28 protein-coding genes are annotated in these 24,205 nt (G+C 61.8%); 27 read left to right on the top strand and 1 reads right to left on the bottom strand.

The window, feature by feature from the left end; translation table 11 throughout:
• Positions 1-213: 213 nt before the first annotated feature.
• The 27 genes from rpsJ (at position 214) to RAM15_RS06735 (ending at position 22,635) form a co-directional block, all read left to right on the top strand.
• The gene (gene rpsJ / locus RAM15_RS06865; RefSeq protein WP_006295278.1) at positions 214-522 is read left to right on the top strand and encodes a 30S ribosomal protein S10; all 309 of its coding nucleotides are present in this window, start codon (positions 214-216) and stop codon (positions 520-522) included.
• Positions 523-538: 16 nt separating this feature from the next.
• Entirely contained in the window at positions 539-1,192 is a 654-nt protein-coding gene (gene rplC, locus RAM15_RS06860) for a 50S ribosomal protein L3 (RefSeq protein ID WP_015022359.1), read from the top strand.
• A 4-nt stretch (positions 1,193-1,196) separates the two neighbouring features.
• Positions 1,197-1,871: a 50S ribosomal protein L4 gene (gene rplD, locus RAM15_RS06855; protein ID WP_015022358.1), complete on the top strand. Its 675-nt coding sequence runs from the start codon at positions 1,197-1,199 to the stop codon at positions 1,869-1,871.
• A 5-nt stretch (positions 1,872-1,876) separates the two neighbouring features.
• The gene (gene rplW, locus RAM15_RS06850; RefSeq protein ID WP_015022357.1) at positions 1,877-2,179 is read left to right on the top strand and encodes a 50S ribosomal protein L23; all 303 of its coding nucleotides are present in this window, start codon (positions 1,877-1,879) and stop codon (positions 2,177-2,179) included.
• A 35-nt stretch (positions 2,180-2,214) separates the two neighbouring features.
• Complete coding sequence (gene rplB, locus RAM15_RS06845) at positions 2,215-3,045, top strand: 50S ribosomal protein L2 (protein WP_015022356.1); 831 nt, start codon at positions 2,215-2,217, stop codon at positions 3,043-3,045.
• A gap of 15 nt (positions 3,046-3,060) precedes the next feature.
• A complete protein-coding gene (gene rpsS / locus RAM15_RS06840) occupies positions 3,061-3,339 on the top strand; it encodes a 30S ribosomal protein S19 (RefSeq protein WP_015022355.1) in 279 nt (92 codons plus the stop codon).
• A 21-nt stretch (positions 3,340-3,360) separates the two neighbouring features.
• Entirely contained in the window at positions 3,361-3,720 is a 360-nt protein-coding gene (gene rplV, locus RAM15_RS06835) for a 50S ribosomal protein L22 (protein ID WP_045924817.1), read from the top strand.
• The gene (gene rpsC / locus RAM15_RS06830; protein ID WP_306221296.1) at positions 3,720-4,565 is read left to right on the top strand and encodes a 30S ribosomal protein S3; all 846 of its coding nucleotides are present in this window, start codon (positions 3,720-3,722) and stop codon (positions 4,563-4,565) included. Before rplV ends, rpsC begins: the two co-directional genes overlap by 1 nt.
• Positions 4,566-4,568: 3 nt before the next feature.
• Entirely contained in the window at positions 4,569-4,988 is a 420-nt protein-coding gene (rplP, locus tag RAM15_RS06825) for a 50S ribosomal protein L16 (protein ID WP_015022352.1), read from the top strand.
• A complete protein-coding gene (gene rpmC / locus RAM15_RS06820; RefSeq protein ID WP_015022351.1) occupies positions 4,988-5,251 on the top strand; it encodes a 50S ribosomal protein L29 in 264 nt (87 codons plus the stop codon). The genes rplP and rpmC overlap by 1 nt, the downstream gene beginning before the upstream one ends.
• A gap of 2 nt (positions 5,252-5,253) precedes the next feature.
• Positions 5,254-5,520 carry a 30S ribosomal protein S17 gene (rpsQ, locus tag RAM15_RS06815; RefSeq protein WP_015022350.1) on the top strand — a complete coding sequence of 89 codons (267 nt, stop codon included), beginning with the start codon at positions 5,254-5,256 and terminating at the stop codon, positions 5,518-5,520.
• 79 nt (positions 5,521-5,599) lie between these two features.
• Positions 5,600-5,968 (top strand): 50S ribosomal protein L14, encoded by a 369-nt coding sequence (gene rplN / locus RAM15_RS06810; RefSeq protein ID WP_015022349.1) that lies wholly within the window; start codon positions 5,600-5,602, stop codon positions 5,966-5,968.
• A gap of 1 nt (position 5,969) precedes the next feature.
• Positions 5,970-6,305: a 50S ribosomal protein L24 gene (rplX, locus tag RAM15_RS06805; RefSeq protein ID WP_015022348.1), complete on the top strand. Its 336-nt coding sequence runs from the start codon at positions 5,970-5,972 to the stop codon at positions 6,303-6,305.
• Positions 6,302-6,874 (top strand): 50S ribosomal protein L5, encoded by a 573-nt coding sequence (gene rplE / locus RAM15_RS06800; protein ID WP_024626788.1) that lies wholly within the window; start codon positions 6,302-6,304, stop codon positions 6,872-6,874. Before rplX ends, rplE begins: the two co-directional genes overlap by 4 nt.
• Before the next feature lies 1 nt (position 6,875).
• Positions 6,876-7,061 carry a type Z 30S ribosomal protein S14 gene (locus tag RAM15_RS06795; protein WP_015022346.1) on the top strand — a complete coding sequence of 62 codons (186 nt, stop codon included), beginning with the start codon at positions 6,876-6,878 and terminating at the stop codon, positions 7,059-7,061.
• 80 nt (positions 7,062-7,141) lie between these two features.
• Positions 7,142-7,540, top strand: coding sequence for a 30S ribosomal protein S8 (gene rpsH / locus RAM15_RS06790; RefSeq protein ID WP_024626787.1), 399 nt, complete (start codon positions 7,142-7,144; stop codon positions 7,538-7,540).
• 16 nt (positions 7,541-7,556) lie between these two features.
• A complete protein-coding gene (gene rplF, locus RAM15_RS06785) occupies positions 7,557-8,096 on the top strand; it encodes a 50S ribosomal protein L6 (RefSeq protein ID WP_306221295.1) in 540 nt (179 codons plus the stop codon).
• Between the two features lies 1 nt (position 8,097).
• The gene (rplR, locus tag RAM15_RS06780) at positions 8,098-8,469 is read left to right on the top strand and encodes a 50S ribosomal protein L18 (protein ID WP_015022343.1); all 372 of its coding nucleotides are present in this window, start codon (positions 8,098-8,100) and stop codon (positions 8,467-8,469) included.
• A complete protein-coding gene (rpsE, locus tag RAM15_RS06775) occupies positions 8,466-9,227 on the top strand; it encodes a 30S ribosomal protein S5 (RefSeq protein WP_045924815.1) in 762 nt (253 codons plus the stop codon). The genes rplR and rpsE overlap by 4 nt, the downstream gene beginning before the upstream one ends.
• The gene (gene rpmD, locus RAM15_RS06770) at positions 9,227-9,412 is read left to right on the top strand and encodes a 50S ribosomal protein L30 (protein WP_024626784.1); all 186 of its coding nucleotides are present in this window, start codon (positions 9,227-9,229) and stop codon (positions 9,410-9,412) included. Before rpsE ends, rpmD begins: the two co-directional genes overlap by 1 nt.
• A 2-nt stretch (positions 9,413-9,414) precedes the next feature.
• The gene (gene rplO / locus RAM15_RS06765; RefSeq protein ID WP_029676013.1) at positions 9,415-9,879 is read left to right on the top strand and encodes a 50S ribosomal protein L15; all 465 of its coding nucleotides are present in this window, start codon (positions 9,415-9,417) and stop codon (positions 9,877-9,879) included.
• Positions 9,880-10,064: 185 nt separating this feature from the next.
• On the top strand, positions 10,065-11,393 hold the full coding sequence (gene secY, locus RAM15_RS06760; RefSeq protein WP_024626782.1) for a preprotein translocase subunit SecY: 1,329 nt from the start codon (positions 10,065-10,067) through the stop codon (positions 11,391-11,393).
• A 241-nt stretch (positions 11,394-11,634) separates the two neighbouring features.
• Entirely contained in the window at positions 11,635-12,207 is a 573-nt protein-coding gene (locus RAM15_RS06755; protein ID WP_306221292.1) for an adenylate kinase, read from the top strand.
• A gap of 289 nt (positions 12,208-12,496) precedes the next feature.
• Positions 12,497-14,302 carry an ABC transporter ATP-binding protein gene (locus tag RAM15_RS06750; protein ID WP_372338651.1) on the top strand — a complete coding sequence of 602 codons (1,806 nt, stop codon included), beginning with the start codon at positions 12,497-12,499 and terminating at the stop codon, positions 14,300-14,302.
• Positions 14,295-16,307, top strand: a complete 2,013-nt coding sequence (locus RAM15_RS06745) for an ABC transporter ATP-binding protein (protein ID WP_306221290.1) — start codon at positions 14,295-14,297, stop codon at positions 16,305-16,307. The genes RAM15_RS06750 and RAM15_RS06745 overlap by 8 nt, the downstream gene beginning before the upstream one ends.
• A 293-nt stretch (positions 16,308-16,600) precedes the next feature.
• Positions 16,601-19,960, top strand: a complete 3,360-nt coding sequence (locus tag RAM15_RS06740; protein WP_306221289.1) for a DUF5107 domain-containing protein — start codon at positions 16,601-16,603, stop codon at positions 19,958-19,960.
• The gene (locus RAM15_RS06735) at positions 19,957-22,635 is read left to right on the top strand and encodes a glycoside hydrolase family 2 TIM barrel-domain containing protein (protein WP_306221288.1); all 2,679 of its coding nucleotides are present in this window, start codon (positions 19,957-19,959) and stop codon (positions 22,633-22,635) included. The genes RAM15_RS06740 and RAM15_RS06735 overlap by 4 nt, the downstream gene beginning before the upstream one ends.
• An 89-nt stretch (positions 22,636-22,724) precedes the next feature.
• On the opposite strand, the gene gdhA is transcribed toward RAM15_RS06735, so the two are convergent.
• Positions 22,725-24,071, bottom strand: coding sequence for an NADP-specific glutamate dehydrogenase (gdhA, locus tag RAM15_RS06730; protein ID WP_306221287.1), 1,347 nt, complete (start codon positions 24,069-24,071; stop codon positions 22,725-22,727).
• Between the last annotated feature and the right edge of the window lie 134 nt (positions 24,072-24,205).

Here is a 24,205-nt window from a genome sequence, read left to right as displayed (position 1 = left end):
TGCTTTAATAAGAAAGTTGCCTGTTTTGGGCTCGCATTTTGTCAATCACAATAGCGGGTGCAGCGAGGAGTCCCATCCCCACGGGATTCTCCACGGCTGCGCATGGATCCGGCTGAGGCCTGTCGGGAGGAATGTCTCCTTGCGGCCGTCGTTCCGTGCCCTCGAAACAGACTGGGTAATCAGTTCATAGATCGCTAGAAAGGGCGGACGGCAATGGCGGGACAGAAAATCCGCATCAGGCTAAAGTCCTATGACCATGAGGTCATCGACCAATCGGCGAAGAAGATCGTCGAGACGGTGACGAACGCGGGCGCAACTGTGGTTGGCCCCGTTCCGCTGCCGACTGAGAAGAACGTGTATGTCGTCATCCGTTCTCCTCATAAGTACAAGGACTCCCGCGAGCACTTCGAGATGCGCACCCACAAGCGCCTGATCGACATCGTGGATCCCACGCCCAAGGCTGTGGATTCGCTGATGCACATCGATCTGCCGGCGGACGTCAACATTGAGATCAAGCTGTAGGGGAGGAGGAAACCGCATGGCTGAAGAGCAGAGGAACCGCAAGGCTCTCCTGGGCCGCAAGCTGGGCATGTCCCAGGTCTGGGACGAGAACGGCTTCTTCGTCCCGGTGACCCTGGTGGACGTGTCCACCAACGTGGTGACCGCGGTCAAGAACCAGGAGAAGGACGGCTACCAGGCCATCCAGATCGGCTACGGGCAGATCGACCCCACCAAGGTGACCAAGCCGCTGGCTGGTCACTTCGCCAAGGCCGGAGTGACCCCGCGTCGTCACCTGGTCGAGGTTCGCACCGCCGATGCCGACAGCTACCAGCCCGGCCAGGAGCTGGGCCTGGACCTGCTGCCCGAGGGCAGCGAGGTCGATGTGACCGGCACCACCAAGGGCAAGGGCTTTGCCGGCACCATCAAGCGCTGGGGCTTCAAGTCCTACCGCCGCACCCACGGCTCGCACAAGAACGAGCGCCGCCCCGGTTCAGTGGGCGCCTGCGCAACGCCCAGCCGCATCCTCAAGGGCAAGCGGATGGCCGGCCGCATGGGTCATGACACCTCGACCGTCCAGAACCTGACCATCGTCTCCGCAGATGCCGAGAAGGGCGTCATCGCCATCAAGGGTGCCCTGCCCGGGCCCCGCGGCGCCATCGTCCTGGTTCGTTCGGCAGTGAAGGGAGCCTGAAACCATGGCTAAGTTGACTCTGAACATCACCGACGCCCAGGGCAAGAACACCGGGACCGTGGATGCGCCCGAGCAGATCTTCGGCATTGCCGAGGAGGATGTCCGCTCGCATGTGCCGCTGATCCATCAGGTGGTCGTCGCCCAGCTGGCTGCTGCCCGCCAGGGCACGCACTCGGTCAAGACCCGGTCCACCGTCTCCGGCGGCGGCCGCAAGCCTTGGAAGCAGAAGGGCACCGGTCGTGCTCGTCAGGGCTCCATCCGCGCTCCCCAGTGGACCGGTGGCGCCATTGTCCACGGCCCCCAGCCGCGCGACTACTCCCAGCGCACCCCCAAGAAGATGAAGGCCGCAGCCCTGCGCTACGTCCTGTCCGACCGGGTCAACGCCGGACGCGTGCACGTGGTCGATTTCGGCATTGGCGAGACCCCGTCCACCAAGGCCGCCAAGGCAGCCCTGCTGCCCCTGGTCGACAACAGATTCACCACCGTCGTGCTGTCCCGTGAGAACATCAACGAGTGGCTCTCCGTCAGGAACCTGCCCACCGTCCATGTCCTCTTCGCCGATCAGCTCAACACCTACGATGTGGTCACGGCCGAGGATGTCGTCTTCAGCAAGGATGGCTTCGACGCCTTCCTGGCTGTCAAGGGCGGCGCCAAGTCCGAGACCGTCAAGGAGGCCTGATTTTCATGGCAGCTATTCACAAGCCAGCGCACGACATCATTCTGCGTCCGGTCGTCTCCGAGAAGAGCTACGCCAACTCGGACCGCGGCCAGTACACATTCGTGGTGGACCCTGATGCCAACAAGGTCGCCATCAAGCAGGCCATCGAGCAGATCTTCAATGTGAAGGTCACATCGGTCAACACCCTCAATCGTCAGGGCAAGCGGACCCGGACCCGTACGGGCTGGGGTCGCCGCGCCGCCGAGAAGCGCGCCATCGTCAAGGTGGCCGAGGGCCAGTCGATCGATGTCTTCGGTACCAACAACTGAAGGCTAGCCGAGAAAAGTTAAGGAAGAACTAGATTATGGCTATCCGTACATACAAGCCGACGACCGCGGGCCGTCGCAACGCCTCGGTTTCGGACTTCGCCGAAATCACGCGCTCCAAGCCCGAGAAGTCGCTGGTTCGCAAGCTGAGCAAGACCGGCGGACGCAACTCCTATGGCCGCGTCACCAGCCGCCACCGCGGCGGCGGGCACAAGCGCCAGTACCGTCTCATCGACTTCCGCCGCTGGGACAAGGACGGCGTGCCGGCCAAGGTGGCTGAGATCGAATACGATCCCAACCGTTCGGCCCGCATTGCCCTTCTGCACTTCGCCGACGGCGAGAAGCGCTACATCATCGCCCCGCAGGGCATCAAGCAGGGTGACGTCATCGAGACCGGCCCCCAGGCCGATATCAAGCCCGGCAACAACCTGCCTCTGCGCAACATCCCGACCGGCACCATCGTCCACGCCATTGAGCTGCGGCCCCTGGGCGGCGCCAAGATCGCCCGCTCGGCCGGTGCTGCCGTCCAGCTGGTGGCCAAGGACGGGGCCTACGCCCAGCTGCGTATGCCCTCCGGCGAGATCCGCAACGTCGACTCCCGCTGCCGTGCAACCGTGGGCGAGGTCGGCAACAACGACCACGCCAACGTCCAGCTCGGCAAGGCAGGACGTGCCCGCTGGATGGGACGCAGGCCCATCACCCGCGGTGAATCCATGAACCCGGTCGACCACCCGCATGGTGGACGCACTCGTGGCGGCAAGCCGCCAGTGTCTCCCTGGGGCAAGGGCGAGGTCCGCACCCGCAGGCCCAAGAAGGCCTCCAACAAGATGATCGTGCGTCGTCGTCCAAATGGTAAGAACCGCAAGTAAGGGAGTGTCGGAAAGATGACTCGTAGCATCAAGAAGGGCCCATTCGTCGACGCCCACTTGCAGAAGAAAGTCGACGAGCAGAACGAGAAGGGCACCAAGAACGTCATCAAGACCTGGTCCCGTCGTTCCATGATCACCCCGGACTTCATCGGGCACACTTTCGCTGTGCACGATGGCCGCAAGCATGTCCCGGTCTTCGTCACCGAGGCCATGGTCGGCCACAAGCTCGGCGAATTCGCCCCCACCAGGACCTTCAGGGGTCACGTGAAGGACGACAAGAAAGCACGCCGCTGAGGCGAGGGAGAGTAGAGACACATGGAAGCTAAGGCAATTGCACGTCACGTTCGCGTGACGCCTCGCAAGGCTCGCCGCGTCGTCGACCTCATCCGAGGCAAGCAGGCGACCGAGGCCGTGACCATTCTGAAGTTCGCCCCCCAGGATGCGGCCGTTCCGGTCCGCAAGTGCCTGGAGAGCGCCATCGCCAACGCGCGTGTCAAGGCGGACAAGGCCAACCAGCCCTTCCGCGAGAACGAGCTGATGGTTCGTGAGACCTACGTGGACGAGGGCACCACCCTGAGGCGGTTCCGCGCCCGCGCCCAAGGTCGTGCGGCCCGCATCAACAAGCGGACCAGCCACATCACCGTCGTGGTGGCCGACAAGGAAGGAGCCCGATAATGGGGCAGAAGATCAACCCGTTTGGGTACCGACTCGGCATCACCGAGGAGCACCGCAGCAAGTGGTACTCCGACTCCAACAAGTCGGGGGAGCGATACAGCGACTTCGTTCTTGAGGACGACAAGATCCGCAAGGAGATGAACAAGGATCTGGAACGCGCAGGCGTCTCCAAGATCGTCATCGAGCGGACCCGCGACCGTGTGCGCGTCGACATCCACACCGCCCGGCCGGGCATCGTCATCGGCCGTCGCGGCGCCGAGGCCGAGCGCGTGCGCGCCAAGCTGGAGAAGATCACCGGCAAGCAGGTCCAGCTGAACATCTTCGAGGTCAAGAACGCCTCCATCGATGCCCAGCTTGTTGCTCAGGGCATCGCCGAGCAGCTGACCAACCGCGTCACCTTCCGCCGGGCCATGCGCAAGGCTCAGCAGGATGCCATGCGGGCCGGCGCCAAGGGCATCAGGATCAAGCTGTCCGGCCGCTTGGGCGGAGCCGAGATGAGCCGTTCGGAGTTCTACCGCGAGGGTCGTGTGCCCCTGCAGACGCTCCGCGCCCTGATCGATTACGGCTTCTTCGAGGCCAGGACCACCTACGGCCGCATCGGCGTCAAGGTCTGGATCTACAAGGGCGACATGACCGAGCGTCAGTTCGAGGAGCAGCAGGCTCAGCAGAACAACCGCCCCGGTCGGCGTGGCGATCGTCGTCCCCGTCGTGGCGTCCGTCCCTCCGAGGGACGCACCCGCCGCGAGCAGGATGCAGCCAAGCAGAACAGCGGTGTGGCCGCGCCGCCGGCGGCGGCTCAGGAGCAGACCGCCTCGGCCCCCGTCGCAACCGAAGCAAAGGAGTGAGCCGTGCTTATCCCAAAGAGGACTAAATACCGCAAGCAGCATCGTCCGGGTCGTTCGGGCATGTCCAAGGGCGGCAACGAGATCGCTTTCGGCGATTACGGCATCCAGGCCCTGGCTCCGGCCTACCTGACCAACCGGCAGATCGAGGCGGCCCGTATCGCCATGACACGGTACATCAAGCGTGGTGGCCGCGTCTGGATCACGGTCTTCCCGGATCGCCCCCTGACCAAGCACGCTCTGGGATCCCGAATGGGCTCCGGCAAGGGTGCGCCCGAGTTCTGGGTGGCCAACGTCCGTCCCGGCCGGGTGCTCTTCGAGATCGGTGGCGTGAGCGAGGATGTGGCCCGCGAGGCCCTTCGCCGCGCTACTGACAAGCTTCCCATGAAGTGCCGGATTATTGCACGTGAAGGCGGTGACATCTGATGTCAGTCGGAACAGCCGAGTATTCCATCAAGAATCTGAATGAAAAGACCAATGCGGAGATCGAGGATTTCCTGAAGAAGTCCAAGGAAGAGCTGTTCAACCTGCGCTTCCAGTCGGCCACTGGTCAGCTGGAGAACACCTCCCGCCTCAAGGCCGTCAAGCACGACATCGCCAGGATGTACACCGTCCTGCGTGAGCGCGAGCTGGGCATCAGCCAGGAGCCCGCCGAAGCAAAGGCCGAGAGCAAAGCTGAGGAGAAGTAAGCATGGCTGACAAGCAGGAGCGCAACTTCCGCAAGGTTCGCAGCGGCTACGTCGTGTCCGACAAGATGGACAAGACCATCACCGTAGAGCTGGAGCAGCGTTCGACCCACCCCCTGTACGGCAAGGTCGTCCGCAGCAACCGCAAGGTCAAGGCCCATGATGAGAAGAACGAGGCCCATGTGGGCGACTTCGTGAGTATCATGGAGACCCGTCCTCTGAGCAAGACCAAGCGCTGGCGTCTCGACTCCATCGTCGAGCGCGCCAAGTAACAAGTTCGGCCAGGCTCCGCATTTCATCCCGCCCTGGTGCGGGGTGTCTGCGGAGAACCAGCGCGGCTAAGGAGAATCAATGATTCAGCAGGAATCGCGGCTTCAGGTCGCCGACAACACGGGTGCCAAGGAGATCCTGGCCATCCGCGTGCTCGGCGGGTCGAAGCGACGCTATGCCGGCATTGGCGATGTGATCGTCGCCACCGTCAAGGATGCCATTCCCGGCGGGTCGGTCAAGAAGGGCGAGGTCGTCAAGGCGGTCGTCGTCCGCACGGTCAAGGAGCATCGTCGTCATGACGGCTCCTACATCAAGTTCGACGAGAACGCGGCGGTCATCCTAGGCACAGGCCGTGAGCCCCGCGGCACTCGTATCTTCGGACCGGTCGGTCGTGAGCTGCGCGACAAGCGCTTCATGAAGATCGTGTCCCTGGCACCGGAGGTGATCTGAAGTGGTAGCCAAGATCAAGACAGGCGACCAGGTCAAGGTCATCCGCGGCAAGGATCGCGGCAAGGAGGGCAAGGTTCTGCGGATTCTGCCCAATGACCGTCTGATCGTCGAGGGTATTCAGATCGTCAAGAAGCATGTGCGCGCCACCCAGCAGGGTCAGGAGTCGGGCATCGTCCCGACCGAGGCGCCCATCCATCGCTCAAACGTGATGGTCATCGACCCGGAGACCAAGAAGCCGACTCGCATCGGCGTAAACATCAAGGAGGAGGCGCGTGACGGCAAAGTCAAGGTCGTGCGCACCCGCTTCGCCAAGAAGTCAGGCAAGGAGCTGTCATGAGCGATACCACCGTTGAAGCACCGGCAGTCCCTCGTTTGCTGCAGCAGTACCGCGAGAGCATCGTGCCCGAGCTGGAGAAGGAGTTCAAGTTCTCCAACCCCATGCAGGTGCCCAGGATCGAAAAGGTCGTGGTCTCCATGGGCGTGGGGGCCGCGGCACGCGACTCCAAGCTGATCGAGGGTGCGGTCAAGGACCTGACGGCCATCACCGGCCAGAAGCCCAAGATCACCAAGGCCAAGAAGTCCGTGGCGCAGTTCCACCTGCGCGAGGGACAGGCCATCGGCGCCTTCGCCACCCTGCGCGGCGTGCGCATGTGGGAGTTCCTGGATCGTCTGCTGACCCTGGCTCTGCCCCGCATCCGCGACTTCCGCGGCATCAGCGACCGTCAGTTCGACGGCCAGGGCAACTACAACTTCGGTCTCACGGAGCAGTCCATGTTCCACGAGATCGATCCTGATCAGATCGATCACCAGCGTGGTATGGATATCACCGTGGTGACCTCCACCAAGAACGATCAGGAGGCCCGCGCGCTGCTCAAGCAGCTGGGCTTCCCCTTCAAGGAGAACTGATATGGCAAAAACCGCTCTGAGAAACAAGGCGGCACGCAAGCCGAAGTTCAAGGTGCGTGGCTACACGCGCTGCCAGGTCTGCGGTCGTCCCCATTCCGTCTATCGCAAGTTCGGCCTGTGCCGCATCTGCCTTCGCGAGAAGGCCCATCGCGGCGAGCTGCCGGGTGTGACGAAGTCCAGTTGGTAAAGATCGACGCTGAAGGTCCGCGGTCGCGGCAGTTTGCTGCCCGGCGGCGGAAACCACGGCGAGGAAGGGCATAAGCCCACATGACAATGACAGATCCCATCGCAGACATGCTGACACGTCTGCGTAATGCGAGTGCGGCCAAGCATGAGACAGTCGACATGCCGTACTCCAAGTTCAAGGCGAACATCGCGCAGATCCTCAAGCGCGAAGGCTTCATCGCCGATTACCGAGCCAAGGAAGCGCGCGTCGGGCAGGATCTGGAGATCACGCTCAAGTACGGTCCCGATGGACGTCAGTCCATTCAGGGCATCAAGCGCGTCTCCAAGCCCGGTCTGCGCCGCTACGCCAAGTCGGATTCCCTGCCCATGCCCCTGGGCGGTCTGGGAATCGCCATCATCTCGACCAGCTCGGGACTGATGACCCAGAAGGAATGCCTCGACAGGGGCATCGGCGGCGAAATCGTCGCCTACGTATGGTGAGAAAGGAGAGCTGAACATGGCATCGCATATTGGCAAGCTCCCCATCGCCGTTCCGGCAGGTGTGGAGGTGGCCTTCAATGGCCAGGAATTCACCGCCAAGGGTCCCAAGGGCTCCGACGAGTACACGCTGCCCGAGGGCATCACCGGCAAGGTTGAGGGCAATCAGATTATCATGACCCCCGCCGACGAGGACCGCACCACCAAGGCCAAGCACGGACTGAGCCGCTCCATTGTGGCATCCATGGTCGAGGGCGTCTCCAAGGGCTACAGCAAGCACCTGCAGATCGTCGGCACCGGCTACCGCGTGGTCGCCAAGGGCAAGTCCCTGGAGTTCTCGCTGGGCTACTCGCACACCATCACTGTCGACCCCCCGGAGGGCATCACCTTCGAGACGCCGAACGCCAACGAAGTGGTCGTCTCCGGCATCGACAAGCAGGCTGTCGGCCAGGCTGCGGCAAACATCCGCGCCCTGCGTGCACCCGAGCCTTACAAGGGCAAGGGCATCAAGTACGCCGACGAGCACATCCTGCGCAAGGCTGGAAAGGCTGGTAAGTGATATGACGGTCTCGATACTAGGCAAAGGCAAGAAGATCGCCCGTCTGCGCCGCCATGCCCGTCTGCGCAAGCACGTCTCCGGCACGGCAGAGCGTCCCCGTCTGGTGGTCACACGGACCAACCGCAACATGATCGCCCAGATCGTCGACGACACCAGGGGCGTCACCCTGGTCAGCGAATCGACCATGGCTTCGGACTACGGCTCCTTCAAGGGCACCAAGACCGAGGCTGCCCGCAAGGTGGGCGAGCAGATCGCGGCCAAGGCCAAGAAAGCCGGCATCACCACCGTGGTCTTCGACCGTGGTGGCAACAAGTACCACGGAAGGGTCGCAGCGGTTGCGGAAGGCGCCCGTGAGGGAGGTTTGGCACTGTGAGCGACAACGAAACGACAAAGGAAACAACCCAGGTGACTGAAGATTCCACAAACGCTCAGTCCAGCCAGGGTGGCAGAAGAGACCGGAACGACCGGAACGATGATCGCCGCGGTGGTCGTCGTGGCGGTTCCCGTGACGGCCGCAGGGATGGTCGTCGTGGCCGTCGCGATCGCGACGACCGTGACGACATGCTCGACAGGGTCGTGACCATCAACCGTGTGTCCAAGGTCCACAAGGGCGGCCGAACCTTCAGCTTCGCGGCTCTGGTGGTCGTGGGCGACGGCAAGGGCACTGTGGGCGTTGGCTACGGCAAGTCCCGCGAGGTTCCCGCAGCCATCTCCAAGGGTCAGCTGGACGCTAAGAAGCACATGTTCACTGTTCCCCGCATCCGCGGCACCGTCACCCACCCGGTGATCGGCCACGATGCGGCCGGCACTGTCCTCCTGCGGCCTGCGGCCCCCGGCACCGGCGTTATCGCCGGTGGTCCGGTCCGCGCCGTCCTGGAGTGCGCCGGCATCACCGACATCCTGAGCAAGTCCATGGGATCGGCCACGGCCGTCAACATGGTGCGGGCCACTGTGGCTGCCCTGAAGCAGCTGGAGGAGCCCGAGGAGATCGCGGCACGCCGTGGTCTGCCTCTGGAGGAGGTCGCCCCCGACTCCCTCCTGCGCGCACGTGCCGCCGGCATCGCCGACGAGCGCAAGGAGCGCGAAGAGGCCAAGGCCAAGGCTGACGAGCAGTCGAAGGCAGGTGAGTGATGACCAAGCAGATCAAGATCACCCTGGTCAAGGGCGTGGCTCATGCCACCGACCGCCAGAAGGAGAACGTCAGGTCGCTGGGCCTTCACAAGATCGGCCAGACCGTCCTGCGTGAGGACACCCCCGTCTACCGGGGGATGGCCAACAAGGTCCGCCACCTGGTGAACGTAGAGGAGGCAGACTGATTATGGCCAGCGACAAGCAAGAGCCCACCATCCTGCAGATGCATGACCTGCGTCCGGCTCCGGGCGCCAAGCGCGACCGCATCCGTGTAGGTCGCGGTGAGGGGTCCAAGGGCAAGACCTCCGGTCGTGGCACCAAGGGCACCAAGGCACGCTATCAGGTCCGTCCGGGCTTTGAAGGCGGCCAGCTGCCCCTGTACATGCGGCTGCCTAAGCTGCGCGGGTTCAGGAGCCCCTTCAAGAAGGAGTACCAGGTGGTCAACCTGGGTGCCCTGGAAGGACTCTTCCCCAAGGGCGGCGAGGTCACCGTCGAGGATCTGGTCAACAAGGGAGCGGTCCGCAAGGGCCGCCCTGTCAAGGTCCTGGGTGACGGCGACGTCAAGGCCGCTTTCACCCTCAAAGGCGTCAAGGCCTCGGCCTCGGCCAGAAGCAAGATAGAAGCCGCAGGCGGGTCCGTCTCCGAGAACTGATACTCGCAGGGGACAGACCGCAAGGCAGATGATTCCGGCCCTCCCCGCTTCAAGCGGGCGGGGGCCGGAATTCGTTTCCGACCCGGTTGCCATCATGATTTGACGGAACCATCGGTTAAGCTGGTCGGAGCAAGAAGGTGCGATGCACCGAGACCAACGCGCGGTCGCGTAGGGAGGGAACTTAGGTGAGGACGTTAATCCAGGCCTTCAAGACCAAGGAGCTGAGGAAGAAAATCTTCTTCGTTCTTGGCATCATCATCATCTATCGCATTGGGTCGTTCATACCTACCCCAGGCGTGGATTATCCTTCCGTGCAGAAGTGCATCACCACGGCCGGCAATGAGGACTTCATCGGTCTGGTAAACCTGTTCTCCGGCGGAGCTCTGCTGCAGCTGTCCATCTTCGCACTGGGCATCATGCCCTACATCACCGCATCCATCGTGGTGCAGCTGCTGCGCGTGGTCATTCCCCGCTTCGAGGCTCTGCACAAGGAGGGTCAGTCGGGCGAGGCCAAGCTGACCGAATACACCAGGTATCTGACCATCGGTCTGGCCGTGCTGCAGTCCACGACCATTCTGGTCACAGCCCGCAACGGTGCGCTTTTCAACGGGGCCTGCCAGCAACAGGTCATTCCCGACAGTTCCGTTTGGAATCTGGTCGTCATGGTTTTGATTATGACCGGCGGCACGGGTCTGATCATGTGGATGGCCGAGTTGATCACCGACAAGGGCATTGGCAACGGCATGTCCGTCCTGATCTTCATCTCCATCTGCTCCGGCTTCCTGCCGCAGCTCTGGAACATCGGCTGGGGAACCAACGGCAAGAACGGCGACTGGGTCAAATTCGGCATTGTGGTGACCGTCCTGGTGGTCATCCTGATTCTGGTCGACTACGTGGAGCTGGCGCAGCGCCGCATTCCCGTCCAGTACACCCGTAGGATGATCGGCCGCAAGATGTACGGCGGGTCCTCCACCTATCTGCCGCTCAAGATCAATATGTCAGGCGTGATTCCCCCCATCTTCGCCTCCTCCATTCTGGCTATTCCCACCCTTATCGCCCAGTTCGGCAAGTCCGATCAGAACTGGGTCAAGTGGATCAACGCCAACATGGCCAATACGACCTCGGTATGGTACATCGTGCTCTACTCGGTCATGATCGTCTTCTTCTGCTTCTTCTACACTTCAATCACTTTCAACCCTGACGAGACTGCCGACAACATGAAGGAGTACGGCGGCTTCATCCCGGGCATCAGGGCCGGACGGGCCACCAGCCGGTACCTGTCATATGTAATGAACCGGCTGAACACGGTGGGAGCAATCTACCTGCTCTTTGTGGCCCTGATTCCCACGGTGCTGATCATGCTGCTGAAGATCAACTCCAAGCTGCCTTTCGGCGGTACAACCATACTGATCATCGCCGGCGTCGGCCTGGACACCCTGCGTCAGGCCAGGGCGCAGACCGAGCAGTTCCAGTACACCGGCTTCCTGCTGGAGGGCGACCACAAGGAGGGCTGACCCTTCGGTCAAACATCTGCTGGTGGTATCAATCCAAACAGATTAAGGTCCGGCCCTGTCACTTGTTGGCATGGAGCCGGACCATTTTTGTGTCAGGCCTGTGCCAGGAAGACCGTTCGTGTGAGTTTGGGAGCGGAACCTGCTCTTGGACCGGGCAGCCGCTAGCATACGTTAAAGAGGGTCCTGCGCGGTTTGGTCCGCCTGGGACTGCAGACCAAGAACATCAAGCAAAGGACAGGGAATGGCACAGCGACTGTTGATCATGGGACCTCAAGGTGTAGGCAAGGGCACGCAGGCGGCCTTGCTCAGCAAGCATTACGGGATTCCGGCCATATCCACTGGTGACATTTTCCGCTACAACCTGAAGAACGGAACCGAGCTGGGCAAACAGGCCAAGTCCTACACCGACAAGGGCGAGCTGGTTCCAGACGAGCTGACCAACAAGATTGTCAAGGACCGCTTGGGCATGGATGATGCGGCCCAGGGCTGGATTCTGGACGGCTACCCCCGTTCGGCATCCCAGGTCGAGGCGCTGGACAAGATGCTCAAGGAGCTGGGCACTCCGCTGACGGCTGTGGTGGCCCTGGATGCCGACCATGACGTGCTCATGCAGCGCATCGCCAAGCGGGCCAAGGAGGAGGGGCGAGCAGACGATACCCCCGAGGCCATCGCCAAGCGGCTGGATATCTATGCCAAGGAGACTGCCCCCCTGCTGAATACCTATAAGTCCCGTGGCCTTCTGGTCGCAGTGGATGGCCAGGGCGAGGTCGACCAGATATCCAAGGAGATTGTCGCTCAGCTGGACAAGCGCTGATTCATAGCTTGTCAATTCATAGCTTGTCAGTCGAGAGGCCGGTCGCCGGCAAGACTCGCAGATAAGACGACCTGGAGCATAGAAGCTGCATGACCCCAAGGGGCGTGACAGCTTCTTTTTGTGCAGGGCGGAAAACCCGCGAGTCCGCCCAACTCTGGCGAACAGGATGATAGCCTTGGTGCATTCAGGCCCTCTTGCGAGGGATATTGCATGTCGGTGATAGGCCGTAAAAGATAGAGCAATCAGTACAGAAACAGAAGAGGTCCACTTGAAGGGGTCTACGGTATCCGTGGTCAGATCGGATAAGCAGGAACCAGCGCGTCCAAAGCACACCATCCGAACCATTCTGCGCTCCCTGCGCGAATACCGGAAGGCCAGTTTTCTGGCTCCGGCTTTCGTCTTTTTGGAGAGCGTCCTTGAGATCGTGATCCCGACCATCATGGCCTCCCTGATTGACCAAGGGGTCTCGGGGAGGTCCATGCCGGCCATCTTCAAATTCGGGCTGATCCTGCTGGCCTGCTCGGCCGTCTCCCTGTTCTCCGGATTCATGTCCGGCCGGTATGCGGCCATCGCCTCTTCCGGCCTGGCCAAGAATGTCCGCAGCGATCTGTTCGCCAAGGTGCAGTCCTTCAGCTTCACCAACATCGACCGCTTCTCAACGGGGTCTATCATCACCAGGCTGACCACCGATGTGACCAACCTGCAGAACGCCTATCAGATGGTGATCAGGGTCGGGGTCAGGGCGCCGATCATGGTCATCGTGGCCTGGCTCTTTTCCTATAGGATTTCCAGGCCCATATCCCTGGTCTTCCTGATCGCCATCCCCATCCTGGGCTTCGGTCTGATCGGTCTGTCCCTGCTGGTTCATCCCATCTTCGAGCGGGTCTTCCACACCTACGACCACCTCAACAACGTGGTGGACGAGAACCTTCAGGGCATCAGAGTGGTCAAGTCCTACAACCGTGAAGACTACGAGGAGCGCAAATTCAACGGTATTTCCTCGGCCATCTACCGGGCCTTCTGCAAGGCCGAGCGGATCATGAGCCTGAACCCGGCATTGCTGAACTTCTGCATCTACGCCTCTCTGCTGGTCATATCCTGGATGGGCGCCTCCCAGATTGTGGCATCCGGGAACAATGCGGCCCTGGGGCTTACCACAGGAGATCTGACCGCCCTGGTCACCTATGCCATCCAGATCATGATGGCCATGAACATGGTCTCCATGATCGTGGTCATGGTCGTCATCTCCCAGGCCTCGGCCGAGCGCATCTGCCAGGTGCTCAACGAGGTCAGCACCGTGCATGATCCCGCCAAGCCGGTCATGAAGGTGGCCGACGGCTCCATCAGCTTCCAGGATGTGACCTTCCGCTACTCGGAGCGGTCCGAACGTCCCGTTCTGAGCCACATCAATCTGCAGGTTCCTTCGGGCTCCACCCTGGGCATCGTGGGCGGGACCGGCTCCTCCAAGTCCAGCCTGGTCCAGCTCATCCCCCGTCTCTACGACGTGACCGAGGGGTCCCTCCAGGTGGGCGGCGTGGACGTGCGCCAGTACGACCTGACCGTCCTGCGCGACCAGGTGGCCATGGTGCTCCAGAAGAATGTCCTGTTCACCGGGACCATCGCCGAGAACCTGCGCTGGGGCAACCCTGAGGCCACGGACGAAGATCTGGTGCGCGCCTGCACCCTGGCCCAGGCCGACGATTTCGTGCGGGAGTTTCCTGATGGCTATCAGACCTATCTGGACGAGGGCGGCACCAACCTTTCTGGCGGCCAGCGACAGCGTCTGTGCATAGCGCGGGCCCTGCTGAAGAAGCCCGACATTCTGATTCTGGACGACTCGACCAGCGCTGTGGACACCAAGACCGACCAGCTGATCCGCCGCGCCTTCAGCCAGGAAATCCCCGACACCACCAAGATCATCATCTCCCAGCGTCTGGCCTCTGTGGAGGACGCCGACATGATCGTGGTCCTGGAGGAGGGCAGGATTCTCGACAAGGGCACCCACCAGGAGCTCCTGCGGACATGTCAGGAGTACCGATCCATCTATGAATCACAGACCAGGAACCAGAGCGAGGAGGACAAGGACCATGAGTGACGGATCATTCAAGGACCGCAAGCCCCGCCTGGACAAGGCCGCGCCGGGAACGACCCGTCGCATCCTGAGCTACCTGCTTGCCTACCGCTGGCAGCTGGCGGTGATCGTGGTCTGCATCATCATCAGCGCCGGGGCCCAGGCGGCATCGGCCTTCTTCCTCCAGCCGCTGATCGACCACTACATCCTGCCGCTGGTCGGGGCCGCCGACCCTGACTGGGGACCGCTGATGAGGACCCTGATCCTGATGGGCTGCCTCTATGCAGTGGGGACCTTCTGCTCCTGGTTCTGGAACTGGCTGATCGTCAAGGTGGAGCAGGGCACCCTGAAGACCATCCGCGACCAGATGTTCGCCCACCAGCAGGAGCTGCCCATCGGCTTCTTCGACACCCATGAGCATGGCGACACCATGAGCCGCTACACCAACGACACGGATACCCTCCGTCAGGCCATCTCCCAGTCTTTCCCGCAGATGGTTTCCTCGGTCCTGTCCGCCCTGGCAGCCCTGATCTCCATGCTCTGGCTTTCCATCCCCTTCACCGTCCTGACCCTGGTCTTCGCGGCGGTCCTTATTGTGGTGGTCCGGGTTCTGGTCACCCGAAGCGGCCGGTACTTCGTTCACCAGCAGCGCTATCTGGGCCAGGTGAACGCCTTTGTGGAAGAGGCCGTCAACGGGCAGAAGGTCATCAAGGTCTTCAACCATGAGGATGCCACCGCCAAGGTCTTCGAGGAGAGGAACGAGGAGCTCTTCCAGGCCTCGGCCCAGGCCAATACCTACGGCAACGTCACCATGCCGGTCGTGGGCAACATGGGCTACCTGCTCTATGTCATCCTGGCCATCGTGGGCGGTCTGGCCGGCATCGCGGGCATGGGCAATGTAGGACTTACCGGGGCTGGGCCGCTGACCCTGGGAACCATCGTCTCCCTTCTGACCCTCTCCCGCTCCTTCATCAACCCCATCGGCCAGGTCTCCATGCAGTTCAACATGGTCATGATGGCCCTGGCAGGCGCCTCCCGGATCTTCGACCTGATGGACCAGCCCGTCGAGTCCGACCAGGGCACGGTCAGATTGGTCAGCGTCGAACTGGCCTCGGACGGCCGGACCATGACCCCAGTCGACCATGAGACAGGGCACTGGGCCTGGAAGCGCGAGGCGGATGACGACGGCAGGCGCTCGCTGGAGGCCGCCATGAAGCTTCCCGGCGATGCCCGTGATGTGGCCCTGAAGGCCAAGGATCAGGCCATCACATCCCCGGATGGGCGATACACCCTCCTCCAGGGGGATGTGCGATTCACCGACGTCAGCTTCGGATACGACCCAGGCAAGCCTGTCCTGCACGACATCACCTGGTTCGCCAAGCCCGGGCAGAAGGTGGCGCTGGTCGGTGCCACTGGTGCCGGCAAGACCACGATCACCAACCTGATCAACCGCTTCTATGACATCCAACAAGGCCAGATCCTCTATGACGGGATCGATGTGAGGAATATCCGCAAGCCTGACCTCCGCCGCTCCCTGGGCATCGTCCTTCAGGATGTCAACCTCTTCACAGGCACCGTCCTGGACAACATCCGCTACGGGCGCCTGGATGCCACGGACGAGGAGTGTATCGAGGCTGCCAGGATGACCAACGCCGACAGCTTCATCCGCATGCTTCCCCAGGGCTACCAGACCGTTCTTGAGGGGGATGGAAGCGGACTGTCCCAGGGTCAGCGACAGCTGATCTCGATTGCTAGGGCAGCGGTGGCCGATCCTCCGGCCATGATCCTGGACGAAGCCACTTCCTCAATCGACACCAGGACCGAGGAGGTGGTCCAGCAGGGCATGGACGCATTGATGCGCGGCCGGACGGTCTTCGTGATCGCCCACCGGCTCTCCACGGTTCGCAACTCCGATGTAATCATGGTCCTGGACCACGGGCGGATCATCGAGCGCGGCAATCACGATGAGCTGATGACCAAGCACGGCGAATACTACCAGCTCTACACCGGCGCCCTGGAACTGGAGTAGGGCTCTCCAGGATTGCCGAAGTCGGAGGAAGATGCCGAAAGGCTTGATCCGGCATTAAGTGAACGCCAGCCTAAGGGGTCGGTCCTTTATGGGCCGACCCCCCCCCCCATGTGTATGCATCCGTTCATTTTCGCCAGTTGTCCCGAGCGCAGCAAGTGCTTTATCGGTTAAGCCGACATGGTAGCAATTTTTTAATATTTTCAAACAATTTATGCAGTTCTGAGGGCCGATTCCGACTATAGACTGAGAGCAAATATATACAGTTTTGCTGAGCAGACAAGGGGCTGATGACCATGGGCGTCACAGTGAAGGTCACAGAGCTTACGATCCCCACCTACGGGATCGGAAAACCGGACAAAAATCCGCAATTTATTGAAAATCGAGTCTACCAGGGCTCTTCGGGACGGGTCTATCCTTACCCGGTCATCGAGACCATCTCGGACGAATGCAAGGATCGGGACTACAAGGCGGTCATTCTGGAGAACGAATACCTGGAGGTGACCGTCCTGCCTGAGCTAGGCGGACGCATCCAGTATGCCCGGGACAAGACCAACGGCTACGACTTCGTCTACCGCAACCGGGTCATCAAACCTGCCCTGGTAGGCCTGACCGGCCCTTGGATCTCCGGGGGTATCGAGTTCAACTGGCCACAGCACCATCGGCCCAGCACCTTCCTTCCGGTGGACTGCACGCTCAAGGACCTGCCGGACGGTGGCAAGGCTGTGGTCTGCCACGATACCGACCGCATCTACGGCACCCAGGTCACCACCACCATCGCCCTGCATCCCGGAGTCAGCGTCATCGAAATCTCGGCCAGGCTCTACAACGGCACGCCTTTGCCCCAGTCCTTCCTCTGGTGGGCCAATCCGGCCGTGGCGGTCAACGAGCACACCAGGACCGTCATGCCACCCGATGTCACTGCGGTCATGGATCACGGCAAGCGCGACGTCTCCCGCTATCCCATCGCCACGGGAACCTACTACAAGCACGACTACTCCCAGGGAGTGGACATCAGCCGTTATAAGAACGTGCCGGTGCCCACCTCTTATATGGCCGCCCATTCGGACTATGACTTCGTCGGCGGCTACGATTTTTCCCGACAGGCAGGCATTCTGCATGTGGCTGACCATCACATCTCCCCGGGCAAGAAGCAGTGGACCTGGGGATGCGGGGACTTCGGCCATGCCTGGGATCGCAATCTGACCGATGCCGACGGCCCCTACGTGGAGCTGATGACCGGGGTCTTCACCGACAACCAGCCTGACTTCACCTGGCTCAAGCCATACGAAGGCAAGACCTTCACCCAGTACTTCATGCCCTACAAGCAGGTGGGTCTGGTCAAGAACGCCAGCGTTAATGCGGCCCTCAACCTGGAGGTTGGCCCCGAGCAGACCTTCGGAGCTGCCGGCGAGCATGAGGGGATCGAGGCCCAGGGGCTGAAGGCCGGGCAAGGGCGAGTCACCGTCTACGCTACAAGGGTTCAGAAGGATGCACGCGTCCAGGTCCAGGCAGATGACGGATCCATCCTCTACCAGTGGCAGGGCACCCTCGGCCCCGACAATCAGGTCAGGGCCGAATTCGAGACAGGCGACCGTCCGGCCACTGCACTGACAGCCCGGGTGGAGGACGCTCAAGGGCGGCTCCTGGTCAGCTATCGTCCACAGCCGCCCGCCGATGGAAAGATTCCCGAGCCGGCACAGGCCGCCGATCGGCCGGAACGTATCGCCACCAACGAGGAACTGCTGCTGACCGGTCTGCACCTGGAACAATACCGCCATGCCACCTACCGGCCTGATCCCTACTATCTGGAGGGGCTCAAGCGTGACCCGGGCGATGCGCGCATCAACAACGCCTACGGCCGACTCCTGCTTCGACGTGGCGACTTCGCCGGAGCCGAGCAGCACTTCCGCACGGCCATCAAGCGGCTGACCTGGCGCAACAGCCAACCCTATGATTCCGAGGCTCATTACAATCTGGGTCTCGCCTTGAGCTATCAGGGACGACTGGACAAGGCCTACGACGCCTTCTACAAGGCCACCTGGGACGATGCCCAAAAGGAACGGGCCTTCTTCTGCCTGGCCTGCATCGCGGCATGTCGTGGCCAGCTGGAGCAGGCTTTGGATTTCGTCCAGCGTGCCCTGACCCGCAACACCGACAACATCAGGGCCCGAGGTCTCAAGGCCTATCTGCTGCGTCGGCTGGGCAGGCAGGATCAGGCGGACCAGGCGGTTCGCGAGAACCTGGCCCTGGATCGTTTCGACTTCGTATCCGGCTACGAGCGGGTTCTGGCAGGCGGTGATCCGGACGAGCTGTCCAGACTGATGCGCGGGGATTACCTCAACCTGCTGCGGACGGCACGAGACTATGCCGCATTCGGCGCCTATGAGGAGGCGCTGCAACTACTGGACCAGGCCGATCAGCATCAACCCATGGTCCGGTATTATCAAGGCTGGTATCTGCACCTGCTGGGTCGGAAGGACCAGGCCCTGCAGGCCTTCCAGGCGGCCGAGGCGGCGCCTTCGGACTATTGCTTCCCCAATAGCCTCGATGATATCGCCCCCCTGCGAATGGCCATGGACATGGTTGATGGTCCCAAGGCAGCCTATTATCTGGGCTGCCTCTACTACGACAAGTCGCTGACGGATCGGGCCATCAAGCTTTGGGAGCACTCCCGGCAATTGGACCCCGACTTCGCCACTGTCCACCGCAACCTGGCCATCGCCTACGGCAACAAGAGACACGATTGGCAGGCCGCCGATCAGGAAATCGAGACCGCCTGCCGGTTGGATCCCGAAGACGCCCGGGTCTTTTTGGAGCGGGATCAGCTCCATAGGCTGATGGGCTGGAGCTTTGCCCGTCGACTGACGGAATTTGAAAAGCATCCAGCGGTTGTGGCCCGCAGGGATGATCTCTATATCGAATACCTGAGTCTGCTCAACCAGACCGGCAGCTACGAACGCGCCTATCGGCTGATGAGCGGCCGGCACTTCCACCCATGGGAGGGTGGCGAGGGCAAGATCACCGCCCAATACCGAATCTCCCTGACGCTGATGGCCAAGGACGCCATGGCGGTCCAGGACTGGGATCGTGCTGCGGGCCTGCTGGAGCGGGCCATGACCTATCCGGAGAACCTGGGCGAAGGCAAACTGGAAGGTCAGAAGGACAACGATCTGCACTACTACCTGGGGCTGGTCAGACGATCAGCAGGTGACGAGGAAGCTGCGGATCAGGAGTTCCGTCTGGCCTGCCTGGGTTCAGGGCAGGTGGGGGAGTCGCTCTATTACAACGATCAGCCCGCGGAGATGGTCCTCTTCCAGGGGCTGGCCCATCAGGCCCTGGGCGAGCAGGGTCCGGCCAACGCCTGCTACTACCGGCTGCTGGACTTCGGCGAGCAGCACTTGGACGACCATGTGGAAAAGGACTATTTCGCGGTCTCCCTGCCCGATTTCCTGACCTTCGATGCGGACTATACCCGCATGAACCGGGTCCACTGCCTTTACCTGATGGGCCTGGCACGCATCGGTACAAGGCAGATCGATCAGGCTCGGGAGTGCTTGAAGCAGGTGCTGGAACTGGATGCCGGCCATATTCAGGCCGGGTTGTTCGCTGATGAATTGGACCACAGGGCAATTCTTACCGGGAGGAAGGCATGACCAAGGTGGCATTGACCGGAGCCTGGCGGGTTGATTCCCCGCCTGAACTGCAGGGAACCGTCCTGATGCCGGGCACGCTGGACACCAACGGACTCGGACATGATGATCAGGAGCTGTCCGCTGACTATGGCAGTGGCAAACCCGGCCCCATCGGCTCTCGGCTGACCAGGCGGCACGCCTTCGAGGGGACTGTCAGGCTGTCCCGGCGGATTCGATGGACCCCGCAGCCGGGTCGGAGGATCTTCTTCGAGGTGGAGCGCGCTCGCCGCCTGGAGGTGAGGGTGGGCGAACGCCTGGCTGAGCCATATCGGCCTCAGACCTTGAACACGCCGCATGTCTTCGAGCTGACCGGGCTACTGACGGGCGATGACCTGCTGCAGGTGGATTCCGACAACGCCTACCAGGGCATGCCCCACGACGCCATTCTGGATTCCTCGACAGCCACTGACCATACCCAGACCAACTGGAACGGGCTTCTGGGGAACATCGGCCTGCGTGTGGAGGAGGACACCTTCCTGGATAGGGTTCGTGTCTACCCCCATGGCGATGCGCTGAGCGTAGAGGCTGATGTAGATTCGCGTCAAGGATTCCATGGTCGCCTGAGGCTCTCTTCCGATGCACTGGCCCAGCCTCTGGAGGTCACTGCAGACCTGGAACCTGGGCGGCGAACACTGACCTGGCCCGATCTGCCGCTTGACGTCCATGCGGATCGCTGGGACGAATACCAGGGCTGTCTGCATGGCATGACAATCGAGCTCCTGCCGCCGGACGGATCCAGGGTGCTTTCGCGGGTCAGCACGGATTTCGGCATCCGTGACTTCGCAGCCGATGAGCGGGGGAGACTGGCTCTGAACGGCAGGGCCTTCTTCCTACGTGGCGAGGCCAATTGTGCTGAGTTTCCGCAGACCGGCTTCCCGCACATGGACGTGGGCTCCTGGATTCGTATTCTGGAGACCTACCGGTCATACGGAGTGAATGTGGTCCGCTTCCATTCGCACTGCCCGCCCGAAGCGGCCTTTATCGCGGCGGATCGGATGGGGATGATGATGCAGCCCGAGCTCTCCCACTGGGACCATTATCATGCCTTCCAAGAGGATGTCAGTTACCGCTACTATCGCATCGAACTGGAACAGACACTGCTCTTCCTGGCCAACCACCCCTCCTTTGTCATGCTCACCCTGGGCAACGAGCTGTCTGCGGATGCGACCGGCCACCAGCGCATGGCTCAGCTTATCGAGGATGCCCGGAGCATTGACGACACCCGGCTCTATGCCAACTCCTCCAACCCGCACTATGGTCAGCTGGGCAGTGACGACTGCAACGAGGTCTACACCTCAGAGTCCTACAAGGGCCATGACCTGCGCTGCTGCTTCGCCAACATGCGTGGGTCCACCAATGCGGTTCATCCGGGCACTGCCCACAGTTTTGAGGACTCCATGCTGGCAGTCCGCAAAGAGTGCACGGTTCCGGTCTATGGATTCGAGGTCGGCCAGTATGAGGTGCTGCCGGATTTTCGAGAGATCGAGGAGTTCACCGGGGTCACCCGTCCCGACAATTACGCAATGATTCGTGACAGGGTCCGTGAATCTGGCCTGGACCAGAGCACCTGGCAGGACTGGGTGGCCGCTACAGGCGAACTGTCGCGGATCTGCTACCGGGAGGAGGTGGAGTCCGTCCTGCGAACCCCCTCCATGTCCGGGCTTTCGCTGCTGGGTCTTCAGGACTTTCCTGGACAAGGCACGGCTTTGGTGGGCATGATGGATGCCCATCTACACCCCAAGCGCTTTCCCTTCGCCCGCCCTGAACGCTTCCGGTCCTTCTTCACCGACCAGTTGCCGCTGGCAGTCATGGACCGCTATGCCTATACCAGCCTGGAGAAGCTCTCAGGGACGGTCAAGGTGGCCAACTACGGTCGACGCACACTGCAGGGTGATCTGCGGCTGCGGTTGCAGGGACAGGGGGTTGATCTGGAACATGTCTTCCGTCGGGTCACCTGTCCGGTGGGCAAGTTGACCGATCTGGGAATCTTCGAACTGCCTCTGGACGGCATTCACGGCAACCAACGCTGCCGTCTGAGTCTGGAGATCGACGGTGTGGCCAACGTCTATCCGGTCTGGGTCTACCAGGACAGCCAGCCAGAACGGCCAGACGGTCTGTACGAGGCTAGGAGGTTCGACCAACAGGCGCGTCGGGTTCTGGACCAGGGGGGCACAGTCTATCTGAGTCCCGACTCCACGGCCCAGTCCCTGCCCGGATCCGTTCAGGCCCACTTCTCCACGGACTTCTGGTCAGTGGGGACATTCAAGGACCAGAGCGGCACAATGGGGCAGTTCATTCAGGCCGACCACCCTGTTTTCGCAGATTTTCCGACCGATTCGCACACTGACTGGCAGTGGTGGCCCATGGCCACCCAGCGGGCCATCATCCTGCCCGAGCGCTACCAGTCCATCATCACCGAGATGGACAGCTACGCCTACCTGCGACCCATGACCCAGCTACTGGAATGCCGCTGCGGGAAGGGACGGCTTCTGCTCTCCTCCATGGGTCTGCAGAATCTGACCGAATATCCCGAGGCGCGGGCCCTTCAGGCCAGCATCTACCGGTATCTGGGCTCCAAGGACTTCGACCCGCATCAGCGGATCGATCCCGAGGTCATCGACCAGCTGGTCGCATGAGTTCGGCAGCCCGCTAAAGCGCAATAAGGGGTCCGACCCGTAATTTCTGCAGGTCGGACCCCTTCTGTTCAGATTGGCTAGGTCCTGGCTCAGAGGATGCCCTGGGCGACCATGGCATCGGCCACCTTGGTGAAGCCGGCCACGTTGGCGCCCAGCATCAGGTCGCCCTCATGCCCGTATTCCTTGGAGGCCTGGTAGGACTTCTGGAAGATCCCCGTCATAATGTCCTTGAGCCGCTGATCCACCTCGTCGAAGGTCCACTGCAGGCGCAGGGAGTTCTGGCTCATCTCCAGGCCGGAGACGGCCACGCCGCCGGCATTGGCGGCCTTGGCGGGTCCGTAGAGCACCTTATTGTCCTGGTAGACCTGGATGGCCTCGGGGGTGGAGGGCATGTTGGCGCCTTCGCATACCACGGTGCATCCGTTGGCGACCAGGGTCTTTGCGGATTCCCCGTCGATTTCGTTCTGCGTGGCGCAGGGAAGGGCGATGTCGCAGGGCACAGTCCAGACGCCCTTGCAGCCCTCGTGGTACTCAGCGGAGTCCACACGGTCCGCATACTCGCGAATTCGGCCGCGGTGACCCAGCTTGATGTCCTTGACGACATCCAGGTCAATCCCCTTGGGATCGTAGACGTATCCGTTGGAGTCGGATGCCGTTACCACCTTGGCGCCCAGCTGCTGGGCCTTTTCGGTGGCGAAGATGGCCACGTTGCCCGAACCGGAGATGACGACGGTCTTGCCGTGGAAGGAATCCTTGCGCAGCGTCTGCAGGGCCTCCTGGGTGTAGTAGCACAGGCCGTAACCCGTGGCCTCGGTCCTGGCCAGGGAGCCGCCGAAGGTCAGGTCCTTGCCGGTCAGCACGCCCGAGTACTCGTCGCGCATTCTCTTGTACTGGCCGAACAGGTAGCCGATCTCACGGGATCCCACGTTGATGTCGCCGGCGGGCACGTCGGTGAACTGGCCGATGTGGCGCTGCAGCTCAGTCATGAAGGCCTGGCAGAAGCGCATGACCTCGGCATCCGAGCGGCCCTTGGGGTCGAAGTCGGATCCTCCCTTGGCGCCGCCCATCGGCAGCCCGGTCAGCGAATTCTTCAGAATCTGCTCGAAGCCCAGGAACTTGATGACCGACTCGGTCACGGTCGGGTGGAAGCGAAGGCCGCCCTTGTAGGGGCCGATGGCCGAATTGAATTGGATCCGGTAGCCGCGGTTGACCTGCACATGGCCTTGGTCATCGGTCCAGGCCACACGGAACTTGACTGCACGCTCGGGCTCGACCAGACGCTCCAGCACGCCGTTGGCCTCATACTCTGGATGCCGTTCCACCACGGGTTCCAGGCTGGAGAAAACTTCACGAACAGCCTGCAGGAATTCCGGCTGGTCGCCGTCGCGCTTCTCAACCTGCTGGTATACGCGCTTAATGTATTCGTTGGTGAGCATCTGAGCTCCTTTGACTAGGAATGGCCGGTCCGTCCGGTCCACATGCGATTGGGTCCGCCCTCAAGAGCCTGCGGGGGCTGGCGGAATCTTATCCTATGGTAAATGCCCCAAAGTTACGTCACAAGAATTCCGGC

This window comes from Bifidobacterium asteroides (assembly GCF_030758775.1).
Lineage (GTDB): Bacteria > Actinomycetota > Actinomycetes > Actinomycetales > Bifidobacteriaceae > Bombiscardovia > Bombiscardovia kimbladii.
Note: the sequence above shows the minus strand (reverse complement) of the source record. Positions and strands in the feature narration are given on the sequence as shown.

Coding starts and splice junctions, on each gene's coding strand:
- rplB (WP_015022356.1), top strand. CDS start 2,215: ATGGCTATCCGTACATACAAGCCGACGACCGCGGGCCGTCGCAACGCC.
- RAM15_RS06740 (WP_306221289.1), top strand. CDS start 16,601: ATGGGCGTCACAGTGAAGGTCACAGAGCTTACGATCCCCACCTACGGG.
- rplF (WP_306221295.1), top strand. CDS start 7,557: ATGGCATCGCATATTGGCAAGCTCCCCATCGCCGTTCCGGCAGGTGTG.
- rpsJ (WP_006295278.1), top strand. CDS start 214: ATGGCGGGACAGAAAATCCGCATCAGGCTAAAGTCCTATGACCATGAG.
- RAM15_RS06745 (WP_306221290.1), top strand. CDS start 14,295: ATGAGTGACGGATCATTCAAGGACCGCAAGCCCCGCCTGGACAAGGCC.
- rpsC (WP_306221296.1), top strand. CDS start 3,720: ATGGGGCAGAAGATCAACCCGTTTGGGTACCGACTCGGCATCACCGAG.
- rpmC (WP_015022351.1), top strand. CDS start 4,988: ATGTCAGTCGGAACAGCCGAGTATTCCATCAAGAATCTGAATGAAAAG.
- rplR (WP_015022343.1), top strand. CDS start 8,098: ATGACGGTCTCGATACTAGGCAAAGGCAAGAAGATCGCCCGTCTGCGC.
- rpmD (WP_024626784.1), top strand. CDS start 9,227: ATGACCAAGCAGATCAAGATCACCCTGGTCAAGGGCGTGGCTCATGCC.
- rpsQ (WP_015022350.1), top strand. CDS start 5,254: ATGGCTGACAAGCAGGAGCGCAACTTCCGCAAGGTTCGCAGCGGCTAC.
- rplW (WP_015022357.1), top strand. CDS start 1,877: ATGGCAGCTATTCACAAGCCAGCGCACGACATCATTCTGCGTCCGGTC.
- RAM15_RS06735 (WP_306221288.1), top strand. CDS start 19,957: ATGACCAAGGTGGCATTGACCGGAGCCTGGCGGGTTGATTCCCCGCCT.
- rpsH (WP_024626787.1), top strand. CDS start 7,142: ATGACAATGACAGATCCCATCGCAGACATGCTGACACGTCTGCGTAAT.
- rplO (WP_029676013.1), top strand. CDS start 9,415: ATGGCCAGCGACAAGCAAGAGCCCACCATCCTGCAGATGCATGACCTG.
- rplV (WP_045924817.1), top strand. CDS start 3,361: ATGGAAGCTAAGGCAATTGCACGTCACGTTCGCGTGACGCCTCGCAAG.
- rpsS (WP_015022355.1), top strand. CDS start 3,061: ATGACTCGTAGCATCAAGAAGGGCCCATTCGTCGACGCCCACTTGCAG.
- rplN (WP_015022349.1), top strand. CDS start 5,600: ATGATTCAGCAGGAATCGCGGCTTCAGGTCGCCGACAACACGGGTGCC.
- RAM15_RS06795 (WP_015022346.1), top strand. CDS start 6,876: ATGGCAAAAACCGCTCTGAGAAACAAGGCGGCACGCAAGCCGAAGTTC.
- rplE (WP_024626788.1), top strand. CDS start 6,302: ATGAGCGATACCACCGTTGAAGCACCGGCAGTCCCTCGTTTGCTGCAG.
- gdhA (WP_306221287.1), bottom strand. CDS start 24,071: ATGCTCACCAACGAATACATTAAGCGCGTATACCAGCAGGTTGAGAAG.
- rplC (WP_015022359.1), top strand. CDS start 539: ATGGCTGAAGAGCAGAGGAACCGCAAGGCTCTCCTGGGCCGCAAGCTG.
- rplD (WP_015022358.1), top strand. CDS start 1,197: ATGGCTAAGTTGACTCTGAACATCACCGACGCCCAGGGCAAGAACACC.
- RAM15_RS06755 (WP_306221292.1), top strand. CDS start 11,635: ATGGCACAGCGACTGTTGATCATGGGACCTCAAGGTGTAGGCAAGGGC.